Source organism: Allocatelliglobosispora scoriae (assembly GCF_014204945.1).
Lineage (GTDB): Bacteria > Actinomycetota > Actinomycetes > Mycobacteriales > Micromonosporaceae > Allocatelliglobosispora > Allocatelliglobosispora scoriae.
The window spans coordinates 716,329-737,825 of record NZ_JACHMN010000002.1 but is presented as its reverse complement, the minus strand read 5'-3'; the positions used below and the strand labels follow the sequence as shown (position 1 = coordinate 737,825).

Genomic DNA, 21,497 nt, shown 5'->3' with positions numbered 1-21,497 from the left:
CATGACGATTCAGCGCATGGACAACGTCGGCATCGTCGTCGACGACCTCGACGCCGCCGTCGCCTTCTTCACCGAGCTCGGCATGGAGCTGGAGGGCAGGGCGCCGATCGAGGGAAGTTGGGCGGGCAAGGTCGTCGGGCTCGCCGACCTGCGAAGCGAGGTCGCGATGATGCGGATCCCGGGCGCTGCGGGTCGGCTCGAGCTGGTGACCTACCACTCCCCGAAGGCGATCGTCGCCGAGCCGGAGATCAGCCCGCCGAACACGCTGGGCCTGCACCGCGTGATGTTCACCGTCGACGACATCGAGGACACCCTGGCCCGGCTCCGGCCGCACGGCGCCGAACTCGTCGGCGAGGTGACGCGCTACGAGGACAGCTTCCTGCTCTGCTACCTGCGCGGGCCGAGCGGGATCATCCTCGGGCTCGCCGAGGAGCTGGGCTGAGAACCCGCCGGGACGGTTCTTCAGGTGGCGTGACTGGACGGTCGCCGTTGTCGCCCGTTCGGGTCTGAGGCATCGGCACATCTTGATATGCGCTGCGCGCGCCTCCTACGGTGGATCGTCTCGCACATCCGCCCACGCGATTGGAGGAGTTCGTGCGTACCATCCACACCGCTCTTTTCTGCGCCATCACCCTCACCGCCGCTGCCCTCGTCGGCCCGGCGAGCGCAGCCGGCAGCCCGCTGGGCGCCGCGCTGCCGGTGCACATCGACGCCGCGGGCGCCTACCAGTCGGTGCAGCCGACCCGGATTCTCGACACCCGCTCGGGTCTCGGCGCCCCCGATGCGCCGATCGGCCCCGCCGGCACCCTTCAGCTCCAGGTCCTGGGCCAGGGCGGGGTGCCCGCCTCGGGCGTCTCCACCGTCGTCCTCAACGTGACGGTCACCGCGCCCTCGGTGAGCGGATACCTCACCGTCTACCCCAGCGGGACGACCCGGCCGAACTCGTCGTCCGTCAACTTCGCCGCGGGCTGGACCGGTGCCAACTCGGTGACGGTCACCGTCGGCACCGACGGGCACGTGGTGATCTTCAACGCCGCCGGAACCGTCGAGGTCATCGCGGACGTCGTGGGGTACTACCTCAGCGCCACCGGCACACCGTCCTACTCGGCGTCGTCCTTCGTCCCGCTGACCGCCCCGATCCGCTTGCTGGACAGCCGGACCGGCTCGAAGCTGGCTGCGGGGCGTGCGGTCGTGCTCGGCGTGGAGTTCGGCGCGAACAACTTCAACATCACGTCGTACGCCGTGACGGTGACCGCGGTGTCACCGGAGAAGAACGGCTACCTGGCCACGGGAGCATGGGACGACAACGGCGTCGGTACGCCGACCACCTCCACGCTCAACTTCAAGCCGGGCGCGGTGGTGCCGAACTTCGCGATCGTCCCGACCGGATTCTGCAACGGCATCGGGTGCCCCGAGCACCCGCTGTTCTACGTCTACAACGGATCCTCGGGCGCGACGCACGTCATCGTCGACGTCGTCGGCGTCTACACGAGGCTCACGGGGTCGCTCCAGGGCTCGCGGTTCGTACCCCGGGAACCGGCTCGCGTCGTCGACACCCGCACCGGCCTCGGCGGCTGGCCCACGTTCACTCCCAAGGATGCCTACTACTTCTCGTTCTGGGCCGACGAAACCACGGCGGCGATCGCGGTGAACGTGACCGCGGTGGCTCCGACGAGGAGCACTTACCTGAAGGTCTGGCAGGGTGGGGACACGTCGATCGCCTCCAACCTCAATCCCGCCGCCGGCCAGACCGTCGCCAACGCCGCCGTCACGCCGCTCGGCACCTACGGCGGCACCGTCGGCAGGTACTGGATCTACAACGACGCCGGTGAGACGGATGTGCTCGTCGACGTGATCGGCGTGTTCGTCGGTGCCGCAGCCGTTACGGGCCTTGTCGCGGAACAGCCCTTCGCCCGCTTCAACTGAGACGGAAAACGAGCAGGTCATGGGCTTGGGACCGTACGCTGATCCAAGCCCATGACCAGGCGGGGAAGGCATCAGGCCCGCGGCTCAGATCGGAGCAGACGATGAGGGCAGCACTCTTCCGCCGGTTCGGCGGCCCGGAGGTCCTGGAGATCGTGGATCTCCCCGATCCGCACCCCGGCCCCGGACAGGTGCGGATCGCGGTGCACGCCGCCGGGGTCAACCCGAGCGACTGGAAGAAGCGCAGGGGCCTGATGGACAGCGGACTCCCGCAGACCCTGGGCTACGAGGCCGCGGGCGTCGTCGACGAACTGGGCGCCGGAGTCACGGACACGTCCGTCGGTGAGCGGGTGTTCGGCCTCTCCGCCGAGGGCGCGGCCCAGGCGGAGCTCGCGGTGCTGTCCTTCTACGCGCCGATCCCGCCGTCGCTCGATTTCGCCGGTGCCGCCGCATTGCCGGCCGCCGTCGAGACGGCGACACGCGCGCTCGACCAGCTCGGCGTCGCCGGCGGTGGAACTGTGCTCATCAACGGGGCATCCGGGAGCGTCGGGAGTGCCGCCGTCCAGCTCGCCGTGGCGCGCGGCGCGCGGGTGATCGGGACCGCCGGCCCCGCCAACCATGACTATCTGCGCTCCCTGGGGGCCGAGCCCGTCGCCTACGGCGAGGGCCTCGTCGAGCGGGTCCGAGCGCTTGCTCCCGACGGCGTCGACGCCGCTCTCGACGTCGCCGGCAGCGGCGTTCTGCCCGAACTGATCGGGCTCGCGGGCAGCCGGGAGCATGTCGTGACGATCGCCGACTTCGTCGGCGCCCACGAGCACGGAGTGCGTTTCAGCAGCGGCGACGCCGGCCGCGCCGTCTACGCGCTCGGCGAGATCGGTGAGCTGGTCGAGGCCGGGCGCTTCGCGCTTCCGGTGGCGCAGACCTTCCCGCTCGCCGAGGTGGCGCAGGCGCACCGCGTCGGCGAGGACGGTCATGTGCGGGGGAAGCTCGTGCTGCTGATGGACTCGGCTATGCCGGGGACACCTGGGCGAGCAGGAAGTCCAGGACAGCGGGTGTGAAGGACGCGGTGAGCCTCGGCATGTGCCCGCCGTCCTCGATCGACCACACCGCCACCCGGGTGCCGTCACGGCAGCCCGCGGCGTAGACCGTCACGGCGGTCTCCGGGCCGGGCCGGTCGGAGTCCAGGTCGAGCGGGGCGGCTGAGGTTTCGGGGCGGTCATCGCAGCCGTCGCGGCGGCGCCACCCCGAGACCGTGGTGTCCACGGAGGGGTAGGGATCGCCCACGTTCGTACCGCCGCCGTATTTGATCGTTTGATCTGCCGTGCCGTGGATGTGCAGGATGCTCACGGGCCGTTCCGGCCGGCACTGCCCGGGATCGTCGGTGGCCATCCCGGCGAGAGAGGCGATCGCGGTGATCTGCTTCGCGTGCTCGCAGGCCATCCGGTAGGCCATGAAGCCGCCGTTGGAGTGGCCGATCAGGTAGACGCGCCTGCTATCGACGGAGTACGACGCTGCGATGGTGTCGAGCAGCCGGCTCAGGTACGCCGAGTCGTCGACCCCGGTGCCATAGAAGTCGCAGCAGGCCGCGGTCGCGTTCCAGAACCTCTTTCCGCTGCGGTCGGTGGTCCCGTCGGGCATGGCGTAGAGGAACCCGCGGCGCTCGGACTCGCCCGCCAGCTTGAAATACTCCTCGTGCAGGGCGGCGCTGGACTCGTAGCCGTGCAGGAGCACCACCAGCGGGAGCCTGGTCGTCGGGTCGTATGCGCGCGGCACATGCAGCTGGAACGGTCGGCCGTCGAGGTCGACGGTGACGGTAGAGCCCGGAGCGACTGTCGGCGCCGCCGGTCCGGATGCCGATCCGCACGCCGCGAGCAGCGGCAGGACCAGCGCGGCGAGCAGCCGCTGTTTCGCGCTCATGCCGTGATCCTGCCGGACCCGCGCACGCCTGTCGATCCGATGCGGCACGGAACCGGCGACCTGGCCGTGGCCTCCCGGTCCGCTGTCAGGGCGCGGTGATCTCGCCCATGCGGTGGCGGACGATGTCGAGTACGACGTCGTCGGGCAGCGGTGTGGCGGCGGTGAACCGCACCGTGCCCTTGGACAGTTCGTAACCGGTCAGCCGCTCACGCACCGCGTCGATGGCGGCCGGGCTGAACGGGAAGATGCTCAGGTGCTCCTTGGCCGCCCGGAACCCCAGCAGCGGCTTGCCCCGGTACCGCAGCGCCGCCATGCCGTAGCTGACACCCTGCTCGGCGTCGGGAGCCAAGGCGGTAGCGAGCCTGCGGACGTGCTCGAATGCGGCCCGCGCGGGCTCGTCGAGGCTGTCGAGATAGTCGTCCAGGACTGTTGCCATACCTGGCACGGTAGGTGATGAAGCGTCTGGCGGGCGGCCGAACGGCGCGGGAGTCACCGCGCGTCGCGAGGCTTCCGGCCGACCAGGGCGAAAAGGGCGAGCGAACCGATCGCGAGGGCCGAGCCGATGACCGCGAACGGCCACGGGCTGTACTGCTCGGTGCAGGACCGGCTGACCGCGTCGGACACGCAGACGTCGCCGGGACCGCCGCGGTTGAGGTAGGCGAGGTACCCCAGCAGCACGGCCGGCCCGGCGATCAGCCCGGGCAGCCCGATCCACGAGCGGCGGACCAGTGCCAGGGCGACAGTCGCGGCGATCGCCACCGGCAGGACGAAGATCCCGATGGTGAGCGCACCGGCCGCCGCCAGCGCGTACGCCGTACCCACCAGGCACCATGCGACGAACCAGCTGATGCCGCGCATGGTGCTCTCCTCGGGGTCGGGGTTGAGCTCACCCTACCGCAGAGTTGAACGTGTTCAAATAGCATGCCTCCTAGCCCTTGCGCGCCAGCCGGACGAGGTAGGCCACGAGGCGGAACGGCGCCTTCAGTGCCCACACCACCGCCTGCAGGTACGCGCGCCACAGCGGTTCGCCGATGGACGGCAGGAAGACCTTCAGCAGGAACGGTCCCACCCCCAGGACGGCGATGATGATCACCAGGTTGCAGACCACACCGGTGACGGCATTGACGAGCTCGTTCATGTCGTTTCGCCCTTGTCGATCGACCGAGTCCTGCGGCGGCAGCGGGTGCGGCCTCAAGGGACTGACGGACTGCTCGATGTCGGGCGCCGTCGGCTACTCCGTGCCGGCGGTCGTGCGCAGGATCGGCGGGTGCAGGGTGAGCGCGGGCCCGCGGTGGTAGAGCGCCGCCGGCCGCCCGACCTCCTGCACCCGCTTGCCGCCCGTCGGCTCGATGAAGCCCTCGGTGCTGAGGACCTTCCGGCTGAAATTGCGGGGGTCCAACTCCGTGCCCCAGACCACCTCGTAGACGTTGCGCAGGTCGCCGATGGTGAAGCAGGGTCCGCAGAAGGCCGTCGCCAGCGTCGTGAACTCCAGCCGGGTCCGGGCGCGCTCCACCGCGTCGGCGAGGATCCGGTCATGGTCGAAGGCGAGCTCTCCAGCGACGTCGTCGACCCGCGCCCACTGCGCCTGGCGGGCGTCCGACCCCGCCGTGGGGATGGGCAGGTCGGGTGCGAGGGCCAGGTAGGCGACGCTGAAGATCGGTCCGCGCGGGTCACGGTCCGGCGAGTCGTAGACGGCCAGCTGCTCCAGATGCAGCGATGTCCCCTGTAGACCGGTCTCCTCGGCGAGTTCGCGTTCGGCGGCCTGGCGCAGGTCCTCGCCGCCGCGCAGGAACCCGCCTGGTAGTGCGGGGCGGAAGCGGAACGGCTCGTTGTCGCGCTCGATCAGCAGGACGTGCAGGTCGTTCGCGCGCACCGTCAGGATCACGAGATCGACGGTCAGTCGCAGGTAGAGATGCTCTCGGTCGGTCACGGTGCCAGCATACTTTAATGTCAGCTTGACATTAAAGTGCGTGGGGGCTTAGCTTATTAATGTCAAGCTGACATTAAGGAACGGCGTCCCCCTGAAGGCCAGGCCAGCCGCATCCCGTCCGTCGCGACGTTTCGGGGCCAGGGAGTCGCCACTCTCCAGTTGCATCCTCTATCCCTTGAAGGGATCGGCCATGCGTACCCATCGACGCCTTCTGCTTGCCCTGATCGCCGCCGCGACGCTCGTCGTGTCCGGCACCAACGCCTACGACGAAACCCCGGCCCCGTGCGCCCTGCCCGCTGCCCACGGGCGCTCCAGGGGATAGCGACAGTCCACTGTGCCGGGTCGTGCGCCGCCTGCGTGCGGTGCCGACCCGGCCCGGTGTCGTATCGATAGACTTGCGCGATGTCGCTGCGGGAAGCGGACCACCAGGAACCGGACCACCGGGAATCGGCACCACGCGCCTCCACCCTGCGCATCGGGGGACTGCTGATCCCCGTCGTCTGGGGCGTCATCGCCGGGCTATGGACGCCGCGGGGGCCGGTGACCGCCGCACAGGCGCTCGCCTCGATCGGCGTCAGCCTCGTCGTGGGCCTCGGCGCCGGCCGGCTCACCAGGTCCCGCTGGTCCATGCTGCTGGCTCCAGTGGCCTTCGCCGCGGCGGTCGAGCTGGTCCGCGTCGGCTATGCCGGTCCGACCGTCGACTTCCCGCACCTCGACCCGCTCGGCATCCTCGCGCTGCTCGTCGGTCGCGGCGTCCACGGGCTGCTCGCCCTGCTCCCGCTGCTGGTCGGCGCAGCCTACGGCGCGGGTCTGGCGCGCCGGGGAGAGCCCGTCCGGGGCCGCAGGTTACGGCGCTACCTCGGCCGGGGCACGGTCGGAGTGCTCGCCGCCGCGACCGCACTGGTCGCGGTCGGGGTCGCTGTCCCGGCGGGGACCGCCGCGATCCCCGGCGGCATCGCGGAGCTGACCATGGTCGGCAAGCTGGGCCTGATGATCCGCGGGGTCCACCCCGACGCGCCGGTGCTGCTCTTCATGGCCGGTCCGCCGGGCGGCTCGGAGCTCGGTGCGATGCGGCTGCACCTGTCCGGGCTGGAGCAGCACTTCGTCGTGGCCACGGCCGACCGGCGCGGCGGCGGGAAATCCTACGGCGGCCTCGACCCGACCGGCACCCTGACGCTCGACGACGAGACGGCCAGCATCCTCACGCTCACCGACTACCTGCGGAAACGCTTCGGCAAGGACAAGATCTACCTGCTCGCGCAGTCGGGCAGCACCCTGCCCGGCGTCTTCGCCGTCCAGCGCCACCCCGAGCTCTTCCACGCCTACGTCAGCGCCGCGCAGGCCGTCGACCTGACCGCGAGCGACAGGTCCCAGTACGCCGACACGCTCGCCTGGGCGCGCGCCAAGGGCGACACTGCGCTCGCCGACCAGCTCACGGCACTGGGACCACCGCCCTACCGCGACATCCACTCGTACGCCCCGATGCTGCTCAACGAGGGCGGAGCCTTCGCCTACCCGGGAGCGATCGACACCGGCAGCGGGCAGGCCGAGAACTTCGAGGTACCCGAGCACTCGCTCCTGGACAAGGTGCACGTCTTCAGCGGCTTCCTCGACACCTTCGGCGTGCTCTACCCCCGGGAGCGCGACATCGACCTGCGGACCATGGTCACCAGGCTGGACGTGCCGTCCTACTTCGTCGACGGTGCGCACGACGTGCCTGGTCGGCTCGCGCTCATGCAGCCGTGGTTCGACGCTCTCCAGGCCCCGTACAAGGAACGGGTGATCTTCCCGGACGCGGGGCACCGCTCGATGTTCGAGAAGCCCGCCGAGTTCGTCGCCCTGATGGACCGGGTTCTGACCGAGACCCGCGGCTGACGCGATTAGCTTCAGCGGTCCCAGGGCGGCGGGATCAGCACGGACGCCATGCCCGCCGCCGTCGCGGCCTGGACGCCCAGCGCTGTGTCCTCGAAGACCAGGCACGACTGCGGCGCGACACCGAGGAGCTGCGCCGCGAGGAGGAAGCCCGCTGGGTCGGGTTTGGGCCTGGCGTACTCCCCGGCACAGACCAGCACGTCGAACCGGTCCAGCAGCCCGAGTGCGGTGAGCGAGGCGGTCACGGATTCGCGGGTGCTGCCGGAGACGACGGCGATGGGGATCCGCCCGTGGGCGTCCTCGATCTGCTCCAGCACCCCCGGTACGGCGTTGATCTGCGGCAGGAGCTGGACGAAGAGCTCCTCCCGGCGCTGCGCGACGGCCTCCACCGGCATCGTGAGCCCCTGCCGGTCGTTGAGGTCGGCGATGATGTCAGCGACCGTCCGGCCGCCCCAGGCGTAGAAGAGCTCCTCGGGGAACTCGCAGCCCCACTCACCCAGGGCCTGCGTCCAGGCGACGTGGTGCAGCGGCATCGAGTCGGCGATGGTGCCGTCGCAGTCGAAGAGGTAGGCGCCGAACTCGCCCGGAGGCAGCGAAAGGATCACCTGGGCAGGCTACCCGCAACGCCGTGGGAGCAACTCGTGAAGCGTTGCGGCGAGCTGGGTGGCGGTCGGCGTACCCCCGGATTGTTTGGGGGTTTAGGGGGGCCACTCCCAGCCGATGCCGGCGACGCCGGAGTCCTGGTCCGAGACGCACAGGTGCAGCGCGTGGTAGTCGCTGAGCGCGAGCCCGCCACCGCGCGTGCGGTCGCCGTAGAGGCCGGGCCGGGTATAGGCGTGCGGCGCCGCGGGCAGGGCGGCCGGGTCGAAGCGCACCTCCAGGACGCAGACGTCGACCCGGTTGCGGAAGGCGTAGGCGAAGTCCGTGCACTCGGCGTCCGACGCCGCGACCGTCTCCCACTCGAAGACCCAGGTCGCACCGGCCGTGAGCACCTGGGTGAAGAGCAGCTCGAAGATCATGACGGGGTGGGTGGGGTGCTGCTGGAAGCGGCCGAGCCGGCAGTTGCGCAGCGCCCGGGGCAGGCTCATCTCGTCGGGCCGCTGGCCGGGCTCGCCGAAGGAGCGCGCGACGTAGCGGTCGACGCCGTCGCGGCGGGCCCGCACGATCGAGCGCGACCGCAGCCCCTCGGAGTGCCGGGACGCGCCGATCATCAGCGTCTGGTCGTGGCTGAGCACGTCGAGGTCGCGGCTGCGGGAGCCGGGGACGCTGTCGAGGAGCTCGCCGAGCGGTCCGCGGTGCTCGTCCAGTGCGGAGGGCGGGGTCGCGAGCAGCGTGCTGAGCGACGCCTGGGGGAGCGCGAGGATCTCCTCCAGCGCGGCGACGGCGCGGACCGACCGGCTGCCGGTCGGCACGCTGCGTCCGTTCTGCCAGCCGCTGAGGCTGGAGAGGGCGACCTGGATGCCGCGGCGGGCGAGCCGGTCCCGCAGGCGGTCCAGCGGCAGGCCGCGTCGCCTGATCGCCTCGCGCAGCGCGTCGTGAAAGGGGCCGAGGCCGAGGGTGACGGTGAACTCGGCATCGGAATCGGAGCTCAGTGGGTGGGCCATGGTGCGCCTCCTCGCGCGGCGCATCCTACTCCTAGGCAAGGGATAGGGCGCCGATCGAAATTTCAATCATTTACACCGGTAAATAGCGTAAATAGCGTCGGGCGCGATGCCACTCCCATCACACGAAGTTGGTGAATGCCCATGTCCCGACCATCGGCCCGCGGCCTGCCCGCCGCCCTCGGCCTCCTGCTCGTCCTCACGACCGGGCTCGTCGCGGCCGACCCGGCCGCCGCGGCCGTGCCGGACCCCGCCTCGACCGTCAACACCCTGATCGGCTCCAGCAACAGCGGCGAGACCTTCCCGGGTGCCGTCGCCCCCTTCGGCATGGTCGCGTGGAGCCCGGAGAACACCCGCGGGGACCAGGCCCGCACGCCCGAGCCGGGTGGTTACGCCTATGACGCGGCCAGGATCAGAGGCTTCAGCCTCACCCACCTGTCGGGTACGGGCTGCGCCGGCGCCTCCGGCGACGTGCCCTTCCTGCCGATCCCCGGCACCGTCACCTCCTCGCCGACCTCGGACACGACGGACGCGACCTACGCCAGCAACTTCTCCCACGCCAACGAGACCGCAACGGCGGGCTACTACCGCGTCGGCCTCGCCTCCGGGGTCAACGTCGAGCTCACCGCCTCGACCCGGACGGGCTCGGGCCGGTTCACCTACCCGACCGGCCAGGCGGCGACGATGCTGGTGCGCACCTCCAACTCGGAGGTCGGCAGCAGCGCGGCGACGACCACGATCGACGCGGCCAACCGCACCATCAGCGGCTCGGTGACGAGCGGCAACTTCTGCGGCTACATCAACCAGATCGGCCGCCGCAGCTACTACACGCTCTACTTCCACGCGGTCTTCGACAAGGCGTTCACGAGCACCGGCACCTGGAAGAACGGTACGGTCACCGGCGGCAGCACCTCGTCGAGCGGCGGCACGACCTACGGCACCGACGGCTGGCCGGTCCGCGGCCAGGGGTCGGGCGGGTACGTCACCTTCGACACCAGCGGCGGCACGACCGTCACCGCCCGGGTCGGCATCTCCTATGTCAGCGCGGCCAACGCCCAGGCCAACCTGACCTCCGAGAACCCGGCGGGAACGAGCTTCGACACGATGCGTACCCGGGCCAAGGACGCCTGGAACGCGGCGCTGAACCGGATCGAGATCAGCGGCGGCACCGCGGCGCAGAACACCACCTTCTACACCGCGCTCTACCACTCGCTGCTGCACCCCAACGTCTTCAGCGACGTCAACGGGCAGTACACGGGCATGGACCAGGCGGTGCACCAGGTCTCGTCGGGCCAGTCCGCGCAGTACGCCAACTTCTCCGGCTGGGACGTCTACCGCAGCCAGCTGCAGCTCGTCACGCTGCTGCGTCCGGACATCGGGTCGGACATCGCGCAGTCGCTGCTCAACCAGGCCAACCAGAACAACGGCGTCTGGGACCGCTGGACACACAACCAGGGCGGCACCCACGTGATGACCGGCGACCCGGCCCACGCCGCGCTGCCGAGCATCTACGCATTCGGCGGCACCGCTTTCAACTCCTCGGCGGCGCTGACCTCGATGCTCAATGCCGCGACGACGGTCACCGCCGACGACCTGAGCCGCAACGGCTGGAACGTGATGGTCGTCGGCGAACGCCCCTCTCTCGATCAGTACCTGTCGAAGGGGTATGTGCCGACCAACGGCAACGCCTGGGGCGGTGCGGGGGAGACCCTGGAGGACGTGTCGGCCGACTTCGCCCTGTCGCAGCTCGCGCAGCGCCTGGGCAACACCGGTGCGGCGAGCACGTTCCTGCAGCGGGCGCAGAATTGGCGCAACGTTTTCCACCCGACCCGCCTCTACATCCAGGACCGCAACTCCGACGGCTCCTGGCCCGCCGGTGACCCGGCCGGCGACAGCGGCTTCGCCGAGGGCAGCTCCGCGCAGTACACGTGGATGATCCCGTTCAACGCGCGCGGGCTCTTCGACGCGATGGGCGGCAACGCGTCGGCGGTGAGCCGGTTGGACTCGTTCTTCCACAACTCCGACGGCTCCTGGTCCCTGTCCGGCGGGGGCGGCACGAAGTCCGACCTCGCCAACGAACCGTCGATCGGCGTGCCGTGGCTCTACAACTTCGCCGGGCAGCCGTACAAGACGCAGCAGACGGTCCGGCAGGTCGTCAACACGCTGTGGAACTCGGGGACCGGCGGCATCCCCGGCCAGGACGACCTGGGCGCCATGTCGGCCTGGTACGTCTGGGCGGCGCTCGGTGTCTACCCGCTCACCCCGGGCCGGGCCGAGCTGCTGCTGGGCAGCCCGCTGTTCACCTCGGCGGTGGTCCACCGGTCCAGCGGCCAGAACCTCACCATCAACGGCGTCGGCGCGGCGACGAACTCGCCCTATGTGCAGAGCCTGAAGGTCAACGGCGCCACCAGCACCAAGGCCTGGCTGCCGGAGTCCTTCGTCACCGGCGGCGGCACCGTCGACTTCACGCTCGGCACGACGGCGAACACCGGCTGGGGCTCGGCGGCAGCCGACGCGCCGCCGTCGTTCAACGGCGCGCCCGCCGCCACGAACCTCGCGCTCAACAAGCCGACGACCTCGGACTCCAACTGCAACACCAACGAGTCGTCGGCGAAGGCGGTCAACGGCACGGTCAACGGCGGCACCAGCGACAAGTGGTGCTCCACCGGCGCGAGCAAGTGGTGGCGGGTCGACCTCGGCGCCACGACGGCGATCAAGACGGTCACCGTCCGGCACGCCGGTGCGGGCGGTGAGTCGACGAGCTGGAACACCCGCGACTTCGACCTGCAGGTCTCCACCGACGGGACGAACTGGACCACGGTGGTCCAGGCCCGCGGCAACACCGCGAGCGTCACGACGCACACGCTCACGGCGAGCACGCGCTACGTGCGGCTCAACGTGATCACCGCCGAGCAGGGCACCGGTGGTGCCGCTCGGATCTACGAGGTCGAGGTGTACGCCTGACGCGCACCCTCTGACGCCGGGCGCTCTCGCTGATGGGAGCGCCCGGCGTCACGTCTGCCGTCACGTTTTGCAGCAAAGCGTGGCCAAATCGCGAAGCGAGGCCACGGCGTTTCTGGCACGTCCTGCGGGGCTCAGTCGCTGCGCTCCTTCACTCCTCGTGCCAGCGCTTGCTGCAAAACGTGACAGGGGCTACCGCGGGACTGGACTTGACAAGTGCATCGATGGACTCGAAACTTCAGCGAAACATGACAACGTTGTCTTCTGAGCGAAGGAGTTGCCGTGGGAGCACGAATGTCCAGGTCATTGCGGGTGGTGCTGGGTTTCGCCGTCACCGCGTCCATGGTGGTCGTCGGCGTACCCGGATCACCCGCCCAGGCCGCCGTCCCGGCCGACCTGACCACATTGGTCAACCCTCTGATCGGCACCCAGAAGGAAGGCAACACCTTCCCGGGCGCGGCCCTGCCCTTCGGCATGGTGCAGGTCAGCCCCGACACCGGTCACGGCACCGGCTACAACTACGACCGGCCGAAGATCTGGGGCTTCTCCCAGACCCACCTCTCCGGGGTCGGCTGCGCCTCCGGCACCGACATCCCGCTGATGCCGACGATCGGCGCGGTCAACTCCAGCGACCCCAACTCCTACGGCCAGGCGCTCAACCACGCGCAGGAGCAGGCGAGCGCCGGGTTCTACCGGGTCGCGATGCCCAACGGCGTCACCACCGAGCTGACCGCGACCCTGCGGACCGGTTGGCAGCGCCACACCTTCCCGGCCAGCACCCAGGCGAACATCCTGTTCAACACCGCCGAGGTCAAGGGCGACAACGGCAATGCCGTCTCCTCGTCGATCTCCATCGTCAACAGCGACACCGTCGAAGGGTCGGTGACCTCCAGCGGCTTCTGCAACACCTCGCCCGCGCACACCGTCTACTTCTCGGCGAAGTTCAGCCGCGCGTTCGCCTCCTTCGGCACCTGGTCCGGGGGCACCTTCACCGGCGGCAGCCGGACGTCGAGCGGCACCGGCGCGACCGGCGGCTGGGTACGATTCGACACCAGCACCGACCGCGTCGTCACCGTGAAGCTGGGCCTTTCCTACACCGGGCTCGCCGGGGCGCGCAACAACCTCACGTCCGAGACGAGCGCGGCGGGGTTCAACTTCGACACCGTCCGCAACGCCGCCCGCGACACCTGGAACGCGAAGCTGCACAAGGCCGAGGTCGACGGCGGCACCGCCGACCGCCAGGTCGCCTTCTACACCTCGCTCTACCACTCGCTGCTGCACCCCAACCTCGCCGGCGACGTGGACGGCTCCTACCGGGGCTTCGACAACGTGGTCCGGACGGCGTCGGGCTACACGCCCTACCAGACCTTCTCACTCTGGGACACCTATCGAGCGCAGAACCAGCTCGTCGCGCTGCTGGAGCCCCAGGTGGCCCGGGACTCGGCGTTGTCGCTGCTCGCCGTCGACCGGGAGCTCGGCTGGCTACCCCGCTGGTCGATGATGAACACCGAGACCAACACGATGACCGGCGACCCGGTCACCCCGTTCCTGGTCGACCTGTGGGCCCGCGGGCTGCTCAACGGCTACGAGCAGCAGTTCTACACCGCGCTGCGCAAGAACGCGCTGGGTACGCCGCCCGCCGCCACCGGTCTCAACGCCCGCAACGGCAACCCGTACTACACGACGATCGGCTACCTCCCGACCGGGGTGACCTGCACCCCGACCGCGTCGTTCGACAACGACTGCCAGTACCCGGCGTCGGCGACCCTGGAGTACGCGGCGGCCGACTCGGCACTGGCGATCATGGCGCGGGCGCTGGGCTACACCGCCGACGCGGACCTGCTCAACGCGCGCGGGCAGAACTACCGCAACATCTTCGACCCGTCGATCGGGTTCTTCCGGCCCCGCAACGCCAACGGCACCTGGGCCGCCCCCTACGCGCCGACCGACGGCGGGCACAAGTTCCACGAGGCCGGGGCCTACCAGTACCAGTGGCTCGTGCCGCAGGACCCGGACGGGCTGGTGAGCCTGCTCGGGGGCAAGGCGGCGGCGAACACCCGGCTGGACCAGTTCTTCGCCTACAGCGACCTGCTGACCAACCCGTCGGGCACCGCCCGGGACAAGTGGGTCAACGGCGCATACGACTACTACAGCTTCACCACCTACAACCCGAACAACGAGCCGGACCTGCTGGCGCCCTACACGTACCTGTGGACCGGGCAGCCCGCCAAGACGGCGACGGTGCTGCGGGCGGCGTACACCCTGTTCACCAACGGGCCCAACGGCGTCACGGGCAACGACGACCTCGGGACGATGTCGGCCTGGTACGTCTTCTCGTCGCTGGGCCTCTACCCGCTGATGAACGGCGCCAACTTCTACGGCGTCACCACACCGCAGTTCCCGACCGCGAAGGTCACGATCGGCGCCTACGGCACCCAGCAGGGCGGCACGCTCAACATCGCCGCGCCGGGAGTGAGCGACGCCAACCGCTACATCGGCACCGCGACGCTGAACGGCACCGGGTTCACCAAGACCTGGCTGTCGCAGGCGGAGATCGCCAAGGGCGCCACCCTGAACTACACCGTGACCGGCACCGCCGGGTCCTGGGGGACCGGTGCGGGCGACACCCCGCCGTCGTCCAACCACACCACCCCGCCCGCGGCACCGGTCAACCTGGCGCTGAACAAGCCGGCCACCGGCTCGGCGGCGTGCGCCGCCGACGAGGGCCCGGCGAAGGCGGTCAACGGCAGCGTCGCCGGCGGCAACCCCGACAAGTTCTGCTCGCTCGCCGCACCGGGCTGGCTGCAGGTGGACCTCGGCTCCACGCAGCAGGTCAACCGCTTCGTGGTGAAGCACGCCGGGTCGGGCAACGAGGGCGCGACCTTCAACACCAGGGCCTTCAACATCCAGCTCTCCACCGACGGGAGCACCTGGACCACCCCGGTGACCGTGACGAACAACGAGGTCGGCGCCACGGCGCACAGCATCGCCACGACGGGTGCCCGGTACGTCCGCCTCAACACCACCACCGCCACCCAGACCACCGACACCGCCACCCGCATCTACGAGTTCGAGGTCTACGGATCCGGCACGGCACCGTCCAACCTCGCCCTCAACCAGCCCACCACCAGCAGCGCCCCCTGCGGCACGACGGAGGGGCCGGAGAAGGCGGTCAACGGCAGCGTCAGCGGCGGCAACTCGGACAAGTTCTGCTCCGGTGCCGCCGGTGCCTGGCTGCGGGTCGACCTCGGCTCGACGCGCAACATCGTCCGCTTCGAGGTCGCGCACGCGGAAGCGGGCGGTGAGCAGGCCGCCTACAACACCAGGGCCTACACCATCGAGGTCTCCAACGACGGGACCACCTGGTCGCCGGCGGCGAGCGTCACCGCCAACACCGCGGCCAACACCAGCCACACCGTCGCCGTCTCCGGCCGCTACGTGCGGCTGACGATCAACACGCCGACCCAGACGACCGATGCGGCGGCTCGTATCTACGAGCTGCGGGTCTTCGGCTGAGACCGCCTGTGAAGGGGCGTTGAGGTCCGGCGTCGTCAGCCTACGAGCTGACGGCGCCGGACCCCATGGCACCGTTACGGCTACGCCGCAGGTTTACCCATATGTGAAGGTTCCACCGTGAGATGGACGCTGGTCGCGGCGGCCCGGTGATTGACTGCCCACATGCGTAAATATCTCGCTTTATTGGCCACCGCCGCGGCCATCGCCGCAGGCACCGTCACCGTGACCGCCGCACCGGCCCACGCGGCCCTGCGCAACTGCACCGGTGAGACCGCCTACTCCAACAAGAGCAGCGGCACGGCCTCGCTCATCGGCACCGGCATCAACTACCGGACGGGCCCGGACCACAACACCTGCACCTCGCTGGGCACCTGGAACCAGAGCAGCGGCTACTACCTCTACCTCTGGTGCTACACCTACGGCTCCTACGTGAGCAACGGGCAGCAGGGCTCCAACGTCTGGTGGTTCGGTCGGCGCAGCGGCACCTCCCAGCAGGGCTGGATCTCCTCGCTCTACACCATCGAGAGTGGCACGTCGAACTCCGACCAGTGCTGATCGTGTAAACCTCGGCACGACATGATGGCGGCTGACCGGGTCGGCCGCCATCGGCGCGGCGGGCTTCCGCGTAGCATCGCGGCGATGAGCGACTCATCACGCCGCCCGCTGCCCGGCAGGCTCGCCGCCTTCCTCGTCTTCTTCGCCAGCGGGGCGGTGCTCGTGCTGGAGACCGTCGCGTTGCGCATGGTCGGACCCTATGTCGGCGTCTCGCTCCAGGTCACCAGCTCGGTGATCGCGGTGTCGCTGGGCGCGATCGCCTACGGCGCGTGGCTCGGCGGCTGGTTCGCCGACCAGCGCGATCCCCGCACGCTGATCGCGCCGGCGCTGGTCCTCGCGGGCATCGCCACCGGTCTCACGCTGCCGCTGGTGCGCTACGCCGGGGAGGCGTTGCGCGGCGGTGCGGTACCGGCGATCCTGCTCGTCACCGCGATCACGGTCTTCATCCCCGCGCTGCTGCTCTCCGCGGTGCCGCCGATCGTCGTCAAGCTCCAGCTCGCCGACCTGAACCGCACCGGCCAGGTGGTCGGCCGCCTGTCCAGCATCGGTACGCTCGGCGCGGTCACCGCCACCCTCGTCACCGGATTCGTGCTGGTCGCGGCCCTGCCGAGCAACGTGATCATGGTGAGTCTGGCGGTGTCGCTCGGCGTGGTCGGGCTCGCCGTCGGAAGCTACCTGCACCGCGATCGGGCCCGGCCCGGCCTGCCCCTGTCGCAGCGGGCCAAGGCGACGCTCGCCGTGATCGGCATCGCCGGCGCCGGGCTCTCCGCCGTCGCGCCGACCCCGTGCGATGTGGAGACCGCCTACAGCTGCGCCGCGGTCGAGGTCGATCCGGAGCGGGCCGGCGGGCGGGTGCTCTACCTGAACTCCGCCCAGCACTCCTACGTGGACCTCGACGATCCCCGGCACCTGGAGTTCGCCTACACCCAGTGGATCGGCGCGGTCGCCGACCTGGCCGCGCCGCCGGGGGAGGCGATCGACGCGCTGCACCTGGGCGGCGGCGGGTTCACCGTGCCCGCCTACCTCGCCGCGACCCGGCCGGGCAGCGACAGCGTCGTGTTCGAGATCGACGGCCGCCTCGTCGAGCTCGCCGAGAGGTCGCTCGGTCTGCGCCCCGGGCCCGGGCTGCGACCGGTCGTCGGCGACGCCCGGATGCTCATCGCCGACCGGGCCGACGCCTCGGCCGACCTCGTCGTCGGTGACGCGTTCGGCGACCTCGCCGTGCCGTGGCACCTCGCCACCAGGGAGATGGCCGCCGAGGTCCGCCGGGTGGTCCGGCCGGGCGGGATCTACGTCCAGAACGTCATCGACTACCCGCCGCTGCGCTTCATCCGGGCCGAGACGGCGACCGTCGCCGCGGTCTTCCCGCACGTCGCCCTGATCGCACCGCCCCGGGCGCTCGCCGGGGACGACGGCGCGAACTTCCTCATCGTCGCCGGGCCGGACCCGCTGCCGCTGGCCCGCATCGCCGAACGGCTCGCCGCGCTGCCCGAGCCGGTCATCGTCATCAGCGGTGCGGAGCTCGACGCGTTCATCGGCCGTGCCCGAGTGCTGACCGACTCTTTCGCGCCCGTGGACCAACTGCTCGTCTCGCCCTACTGACCGGCTTGCGAGGTTCGTCGCCGGTGCATAGTGGATGTCCGAATAGGTGATGTCTGGGCATCGGTGGGCGGTCCAGGATGGCAGGCGTGACCACCGAGGAGATCGAGGAACCGTCGCCGCCGCAGGTGCCTGATGCGGCGTACCCGTCGATGGAACTTGTGCCCGACCAGGCCACGCCCTCCCGGCCACGCCCTCCCGGCTGCGCCGGGTGACCTCGGCCGCGGTGCGGTTGCGCGACGGCGTCGCCGAGCGGGTGGAGCTCTCGCCCGAGGCGCAGCGGCTCGCAGAGACGGCGGCGAGGGCGGCCCGGTCGGCGGCGAGCCGCACGGCCGAGACGGCGAAGGTCGCGGCCGAGCAGGCGAGCGTGGTGGCCCGCGTCGCCTCCGAGCAGGCCACGGTGCTGGGCCGGTCGGCGGCTGAGCAGTCGTCGGCTGCGGCCCGGGCGACGGCGGCGCGATCGGCGACGGTGGTCCGAGGCGCCGGGGACGCGACGCTGAGCGTGGCGCAGGGCGCCGCCCGGCAGGCGACCCGGGCCGCGAAGAGCACGCTGCACGGGTTCGTCGCCTTCATGACCGGCATCGGCTACTTCTTCCTCGCCGCGTTCCGGTTCCTGCGCAGCCCGGTCCTGTGGGTGATCGTGGCGATCCCCGCGGTCCTCGTCGCGCTGCTGCTCGCGGGCGTGGAGGCCGGCGCGATGGCGATCACCGACCTGATCACCGAGTGGATCGTCGGGTTCACCTCGGGCTGGCCGGGCTTCATCCACAGCGGACTGCACTTCGGGCTGGAGTTCGGGATGCACCGGGTCGCCGACGTGGTGATCGGATTCATCTCGCTGCCCGCCTCGATCGTGCTCGGCGCGCCGTTCTACCTGCTGCTGGTGCGGCGGCTGGACCGGCGGCTCGGCCACGTGCCGGAGCACCGGCCGGGCTGGCTTCGGGCGACCGGCTTCACCCTGCTGCAGACGATCCCGGGTCACCCTGCTCGCCACCTTCGGCTGGCTGCTGGCGCTGCCGTTCGTGCTGATCCCGGCGATCAACGTGGCGATCGCACCGGCGCTGGTGCTGCTGCTCAACGGCTTCCTGCTCGGGCTGGTCGTGCTCGCGATCCCGCTGCACCACCGGGGCGTCCGCCGGTTCCGCGACCACCTGCGCTACGCCTGGCGCAACCGGTCCTTCGTCACCGGTTACGGCATCACCTCGATCCTGATCCTCGCCGTCCCGTTCACGCCGCTGCGGCTGGTCACGATCCCCGTCGTGATGGTCGGCGCGGTCCTGCTCTACCACCGGATCGAGCGGGCGAAGCCGCTGGGCGACCTGCAGATCCCGGCCGTCCAAACGTGAGACTTCAACTGCGCGATCTCTGCCAGCGATTTTCCAGGGAGAGATCGTTAGAACAGGGGTGTACGCAAACCTGAAGCGGCTCCGAGCCGCCATGAACCCCCGTCCGGGCCCCGTGTGGCGGTCCGACCTGCCGGCCTCGCTCGTCGTCGTCCTCGTCGCGGTGCCGCTCTCGCTCGGCATCGCGCTCGCCTCGGGCGCGCCGCCGGCCGCCGGCCTGATCGCCGCCGTCGTCGGCGGGATCGTCGCCGGTGCGCTCGGCGGGTCGGCCGTCCAAGTCAGCGGCCCCGCCGCCGGGCTGACCGTGATCGTCGCGACGACCATCGCCACCTTCGGCTGGCGGGCGACCTGCGTGATCGTCGCCGTCGCCGGTGTCATGCAGGTGGTGCTCGGCATCGCTCGAGTGGCACCGGTGGCGATGATGGTCTCGCCCGCCGTCGTGCACGGCATGCTCGCCGGTGTCGGCGTCGTGATCGTGCTCGCCCAGCTGCACGTCCTGCTCGGCGGCGCGCCGCAGGCCTCGGCGCTCGACAACATCCGCGAGCTGCCCGCGAAGGTGCTGGAGCACCACAGCCACGCCTTCTACGTCGGGGTGCTCACTCTCGCCGTGCTGTGCTTCTGGCGCCGGGTGCCCAGGGTGGGGACCGTCCTGCCCGCGCCGCTCGTCGCGGTGTGCCTGGCGACCCTCGTCACGGTCGCAGTGGACTGGGACGTGCGCTACGTGAGCCTGTCCGGCTCGCTGTTCTCCTTCGGCCTGCCGGAGCTGCCCGGAGACGTGATCGGTGCCGGGCTCGCGGCGCTCAGCATCGCGCTGATCGCCAGCGTGGAGACGCTGATGTGCGCGGTCGCCGTCGACCGGTCGCACTCCGGTCCCCGGGCCAACCTGCACCGGGAGCTCGTCGGGCAGGGCACGGCCAACATCGTCTCCGGCCTCGCCGGCGGCCTGCCGGTCGCCGGGGTGATCGTGCGGTCGACGACGAACGTCGCCGCCGGTGCGCGTACGCACTGGTCGACGATCTTCCACGGCTGCTGGATCCTGGTGCTGGTCAGCGTGGCGAGCCCGGTGATGGAGCTGATCCCGCTGCCGGCGCTGGCGGCGCTGCTCGTCTACACCGGCATCCGCATGATCGACATCGCGCACGCCCGGCAGGTCCGCAAGCATCGCGAGACGGCCATCTACGTCGCGACGGCCGCGGGGGTCGTCGTGCTCGGGCTCCTGGAGGGGGTCGCCATCGGCATCGCCGGGGCCATCCTGCTCGCCCTGTGGCGGGTCACCCGCATCCGCATCACGGTCGAATCGCACGCCGAGCAGGAGCAGGTCACGGTCAGCGGCCTGCTGACCTTCCTCGCTGTGCCGACGCTCACCCGCACGCTGCGGCGCATTCCCGACCAGGCGACGGTCCAGATAGACCTGAGCAACCTCTACATGGATCACGCGGCGGCGTCGGCGCTGCACGACTGGCAGCTCGCCCATGAGCGCACCGGTGGCACCGTGGAGATCCACGAGATCCACCACAGCTGGTACCACGACGCGATCCATGGGCGCGAGATGCCCGAGTCCGTCAGCCAGCCGGTGCCCTGGGGCGTCCGCCGAATACCCTTCCTCGGTACGCGTGAGCAGCTCAAACGTGGCGCACAGTCGTTCCACCGGCATACCCGGGACCACGTGGCGCCGATGCTGGCCGACCTCGCCGACGCCGGGCAGAAACCCGGGCACCTCTTCGTCACCTGTGCCGACTCCCGGCTCGTGCCGAACCTGTTCACCTCCACCGTGCCCGGTGACCTGTTCACCGTGCGCAACATCGGCAACGTCGTCGCCCGCCACGGGCGCCCGGCAGCCGACCCGTCCATGCAGGCGGCGCTGGACTACGCGCTCGGAGTACTGGAGGTCACCACGATCACCATCTGCGGCCACTCGCACTGCGGTGCGGTCGCCGCCGCGCACGGGGGCGGTGCGCACACGATCACCCTGCACCGGTGGCTGGACCACATCCGCCGTCCGGGCCGGGCGAACACGGGCACCACGTGCACGAAGACGTCCGCGCAGCACAACGTGATCCAGCAGCTGGACAACCTGCGTACGCATCCCGTGGTGGCGCGCAGGGAGGGACAGGGCAGCCTGCACCTCGTCGGGATGTACTTCGACCTCGACACCAGCGAGGTGCACATGCTCGACCCGGCGACCGGAGCTTTCCAGCCGGTGACGCCATCGGAGGCGGGCCAACCGCGGCCCGGCTAGGTAACCTGCGGGTGGGTGCCGCCGGCTGCGATGGCGGCACCCAC

General features: G+C 70.5%; 19 protein-coding genes. 11 read left to right on the top strand and 8 right to left on the bottom strand.

Going from position 1 to position 21,497, the window contains the following annotated elements; translation table 11 throughout:
* The first annotated feature begins 1 nt into the window (after position 1).
* The 3 genes from F4553_RS09105 (at position 2) to F4553_RS09095 (ending at position 2,981) form a co-directional block, all read left to right on the top strand.
* Positions 2–442 (top strand): VOC family protein, encoded by a 441-nt coding sequence (locus F4553_RS09105; RefSeq protein ID WP_184834445.1) that lies wholly within the window; start codon positions 2–4, stop codon positions 440–442.
* A gap of 152 nt (positions 443–594) precedes the next feature.
* Positions 595–1,926 carry a hypothetical protein gene (locus tag F4553_RS09100; protein WP_184834443.1) on the top strand — a complete coding sequence of 444 codons (1,332 nt, stop codon included), beginning with the start codon at positions 595–597 and terminating at the stop codon, positions 1,924–1,926.
* Between the two features lie 101 nt (positions 1,927–2,027).
* Positions 2,028–2,981, top strand: coding sequence for an NADP-dependent oxidoreductase (locus F4553_RS09095; RefSeq protein ID WP_184834441.1), 954 nt, complete (start codon positions 2,028–2,030; stop codon positions 2,979–2,981).
* Here the strand turns inward: F4553_RS09095 and F4553_RS09090 are convergent.
* From F4553_RS09090 to F4553_RS09070, 5 genes are all read right to left on the bottom strand, one after another.
* Positions 2,932–3,840, bottom strand: a complete 909-nt coding sequence (locus tag F4553_RS09090; RefSeq protein WP_184834439.1) for a CE1 family esterase — start codon at positions 3,838–3,840, stop codon at positions 2,932–2,934. The genes F4553_RS09095 and F4553_RS09090 overlap by 50 nt on opposite strands.
* An 85-nt stretch (positions 3,841–3,925) precedes the next feature.
* Positions 3,926–4,276, bottom strand: a complete 351-nt coding sequence (locus F4553_RS09085; protein WP_184834437.1) for an iron chaperone — start codon at positions 4,274–4,276, stop codon at positions 3,926–3,928.
* 53 nt (positions 4,277–4,329) lie between these two features.
* Positions 4,330–4,698, bottom strand: coding sequence for a hypothetical protein (locus F4553_RS09080; RefSeq protein WP_184834435.1), 369 nt, complete (start codon positions 4,696–4,698; stop codon positions 4,330–4,332).
* Between the two features lie 70 nt (positions 4,699–4,768).
* Complete coding sequence (locus tag F4553_RS09075) at positions 4,769–4,978, bottom strand: hypothetical protein (protein WP_184834432.1); 210 nt, start codon at positions 4,976–4,978, stop codon at positions 4,769–4,771.
* Between the two features lie 93 nt (positions 4,979–5,071).
* Complete coding sequence (locus tag F4553_RS09070) at positions 5,072–5,770, bottom strand: NUDIX hydrolase (RefSeq protein WP_312875143.1); 699 nt, start codon at positions 5,768–5,770, stop codon at positions 5,072–5,074.
* A 190-nt stretch (positions 5,771–5,960) separates the two neighbouring features.
* On the opposite strand from F4553_RS09070, the gene F4553_RS41775 reads away from it, so the two are divergent.
* Both F4553_RS41775 and F4553_RS09065 read left to right on the top strand, forming a co-directional pair.
* Positions 5,961–6,092, top strand: coding sequence for a hypothetical protein (locus tag F4553_RS41775; RefSeq protein WP_281394997.1), 132 nt, complete (start codon positions 5,961–5,963; stop codon positions 6,090–6,092).
* An 80-nt stretch (positions 6,093–6,172) separates the two neighbouring features.
* On the top strand, positions 6,173–7,645 hold the full coding sequence (locus F4553_RS09065) for an alpha/beta fold hydrolase (protein ID WP_246466255.1): 1,473 nt from the start codon (positions 6,173–6,175) through the stop codon (positions 7,643–7,645).
* Positions 7,646–7,656: 11 nt separating this feature from the next.
* Here the strand turns inward: F4553_RS09065 and F4553_RS09060 are convergent, their stop codons facing one another.
* On the bottom strand, positions 7,657–8,247 hold the full coding sequence (locus F4553_RS09060) for an HAD family hydrolase (RefSeq protein ID WP_184834430.1): 591 nt from the start codon (positions 8,245–8,247) through the stop codon (positions 7,657–7,659).
* Positions 8,248–8,340: 93 nt separating this feature from the next.
* Complete coding sequence (locus F4553_RS09055) at positions 8,341–9,246, bottom strand: hypothetical protein (protein WP_184834428.1); 906 nt, start codon at positions 9,244–9,246, stop codon at positions 8,341–8,343.
* Between the two features lie 141 nt (positions 9,247–9,387).
* On the opposite strand from F4553_RS09055, the gene F4553_RS09050 reads away from it, so the two are divergent.
* The 4 genes from F4553_RS09050 (at position 9,388) to F4553_RS09035 (ending at position 17,877) form a co-directional block, all read left to right on the top strand.
* Positions 9,388–12,207 (top strand): GH92 family glycosyl hydrolase, encoded by a 2,820-nt coding sequence (locus F4553_RS09050; protein WP_184834426.1) that lies wholly within the window; start codon positions 9,388–9,390, stop codon positions 12,205–12,207.
* 291 nt (positions 12,208–12,498) lie between these two features.
* Complete coding sequence (locus tag F4553_RS09045; protein WP_184834424.1) at positions 12,499–15,720, top strand: GH92 family glycosyl hydrolase; 3,222 nt, start codon at positions 12,499–12,501, stop codon at positions 15,718–15,720.
* A gap of 162 nt (positions 15,721–15,882) precedes the next feature.
* Entirely contained in the window at positions 15,883–16,275 is a 393-nt protein-coding gene (locus tag F4553_RS09040) for a hypothetical protein (protein ID WP_184834423.1), read from the top strand.
* 84 nt (positions 16,276–16,359) lie between these two features.
* On the top strand, positions 16,360–17,877 hold the full coding sequence (locus F4553_RS09035) for a fused MFS/spermidine synthase (protein ID WP_184834421.1): 1,518 nt from the start codon (positions 16,360–16,362) through the stop codon (positions 17,875–17,877).
* 582 nt (positions 17,878–18,459) lie between these two features.
* On the opposite strand, the gene F4553_RS09030 is transcribed toward F4553_RS09035, so the two are convergent.
* On the bottom strand, positions 18,460–18,705 hold the full coding sequence (locus tag F4553_RS09030; RefSeq protein ID WP_184834419.1) for a hypothetical protein: 246 nt from the start codon (positions 18,703–18,705) through the stop codon (positions 18,460–18,462).
* Positions 18,706–18,854: 149 nt separating this feature from the next.
* On the opposite strand from F4553_RS09030, the gene F4553_RS09025 reads away from it, so the two are divergent.
* A complete protein-coding gene (locus F4553_RS09025) occupies positions 18,855–19,217 on the top strand; it encodes a hypothetical protein (RefSeq protein WP_184840546.1) in 363 nt (120 codons plus the stop codon).
* Positions 19,218–19,308: 91 nt separating this feature from the next.
* Entirely contained in the window at positions 19,309–21,453 is a 2,145-nt protein-coding gene (locus F4553_RS09020) for a SulP family inorganic anion transporter (RefSeq protein ID WP_184834417.1), read from the top strand.
* The last annotated feature ends 44 nt before the right edge of the window (positions 21,454–21,497 follow it).

Coding starts and splice junctions, on each gene's coding strand:
- F4553_RS09105 (WP_184834445.1), top strand. CDS start 2: ATGACGATTCAGCGCATGGACAACGTCGGCATCGTCGTCGACGACCTC.
- F4553_RS09095 (WP_184834441.1), top strand. CDS start 2,028: ATGAGGGCAGCACTCTTCCGCCGGTTCGGCGGCCCGGAGGTCCTGGAG.
- F4553_RS09090 (WP_184834439.1), bottom strand. CDS start 3,840: ATGAGCGCGAAACAGCGGCTGCTCGCCGCGCTGGTCCTGCCGCTGCTC.
- F4553_RS09085 (WP_184834437.1), bottom strand. CDS start 4,276: ATGGCAACAGTCCTGGACGACTATCTCGACAGCCTCGACGAGCCCGCG.
- F4553_RS09080 (WP_184834435.1), bottom strand. CDS start 4,698: ATGCGCGGCATCAGCTGGTTCGTCGCATGGTGCCTGGTGGGTACGGCG.
- F4553_RS09075 (WP_184834432.1), bottom strand. CDS start 4,978: ATGAACGAGCTCGTCAATGCCGTCACCGGTGTGGTCTGCAACCTGGTG.
- F4553_RS41775 (WP_281394997.1), top strand. CDS start 5,961: ATGCGTACCCATCGACGCCTTCTGCTTGCCCTGATCGCCGCCGCGACG.
- F4553_RS09065 (WP_246466255.1), top strand. CDS start 6,173: ATGTCGCTGCGGGAAGCGGACCACCAGGAACCGGACCACCGGGAATCG.
- F4553_RS09055 (WP_184834428.1), bottom strand. CDS start 9,246: ATGGCCCACCCACTGAGCTCCGATTCCGATGCCGAGTTCACCGTCACC.
- F4553_RS09050 (WP_184834426.1), top strand. CDS start 9,388: ATGTCCCGACCATCGGCCCGCGGCCTGCCCGCCGCCCTCGGCCTCCTG.
- F4553_RS09045 (WP_184834424.1), top strand. CDS start 12,499: ATGTCCAGGTCATTGCGGGTGGTGCTGGGTTTCGCCGTCACCGCGTCC.
- F4553_RS09040 (WP_184834423.1), top strand. CDS start 15,883: ATGCGTAAATATCTCGCTTTATTGGCCACCGCCGCGGCCATCGCCGCA.
- F4553_RS09035 (WP_184834421.1), top strand. CDS start 16,360: ATGAGCGACTCATCACGCCGCCCGCTGCCCGGCAGGCTCGCCGCCTTC.
- F4553_RS09030 (WP_184834419.1), bottom strand. CDS start 18,705: ATGAATCCGATCACCACGTCGGCGACCCGGTGCATCCCGAACTCCAGC.
- F4553_RS09020 (WP_184834417.1), top strand. CDS start 19,309: ATGAACCCCCGTCCGGGCCCCGTGTGGCGGTCCGACCTGCCGGCCTCG.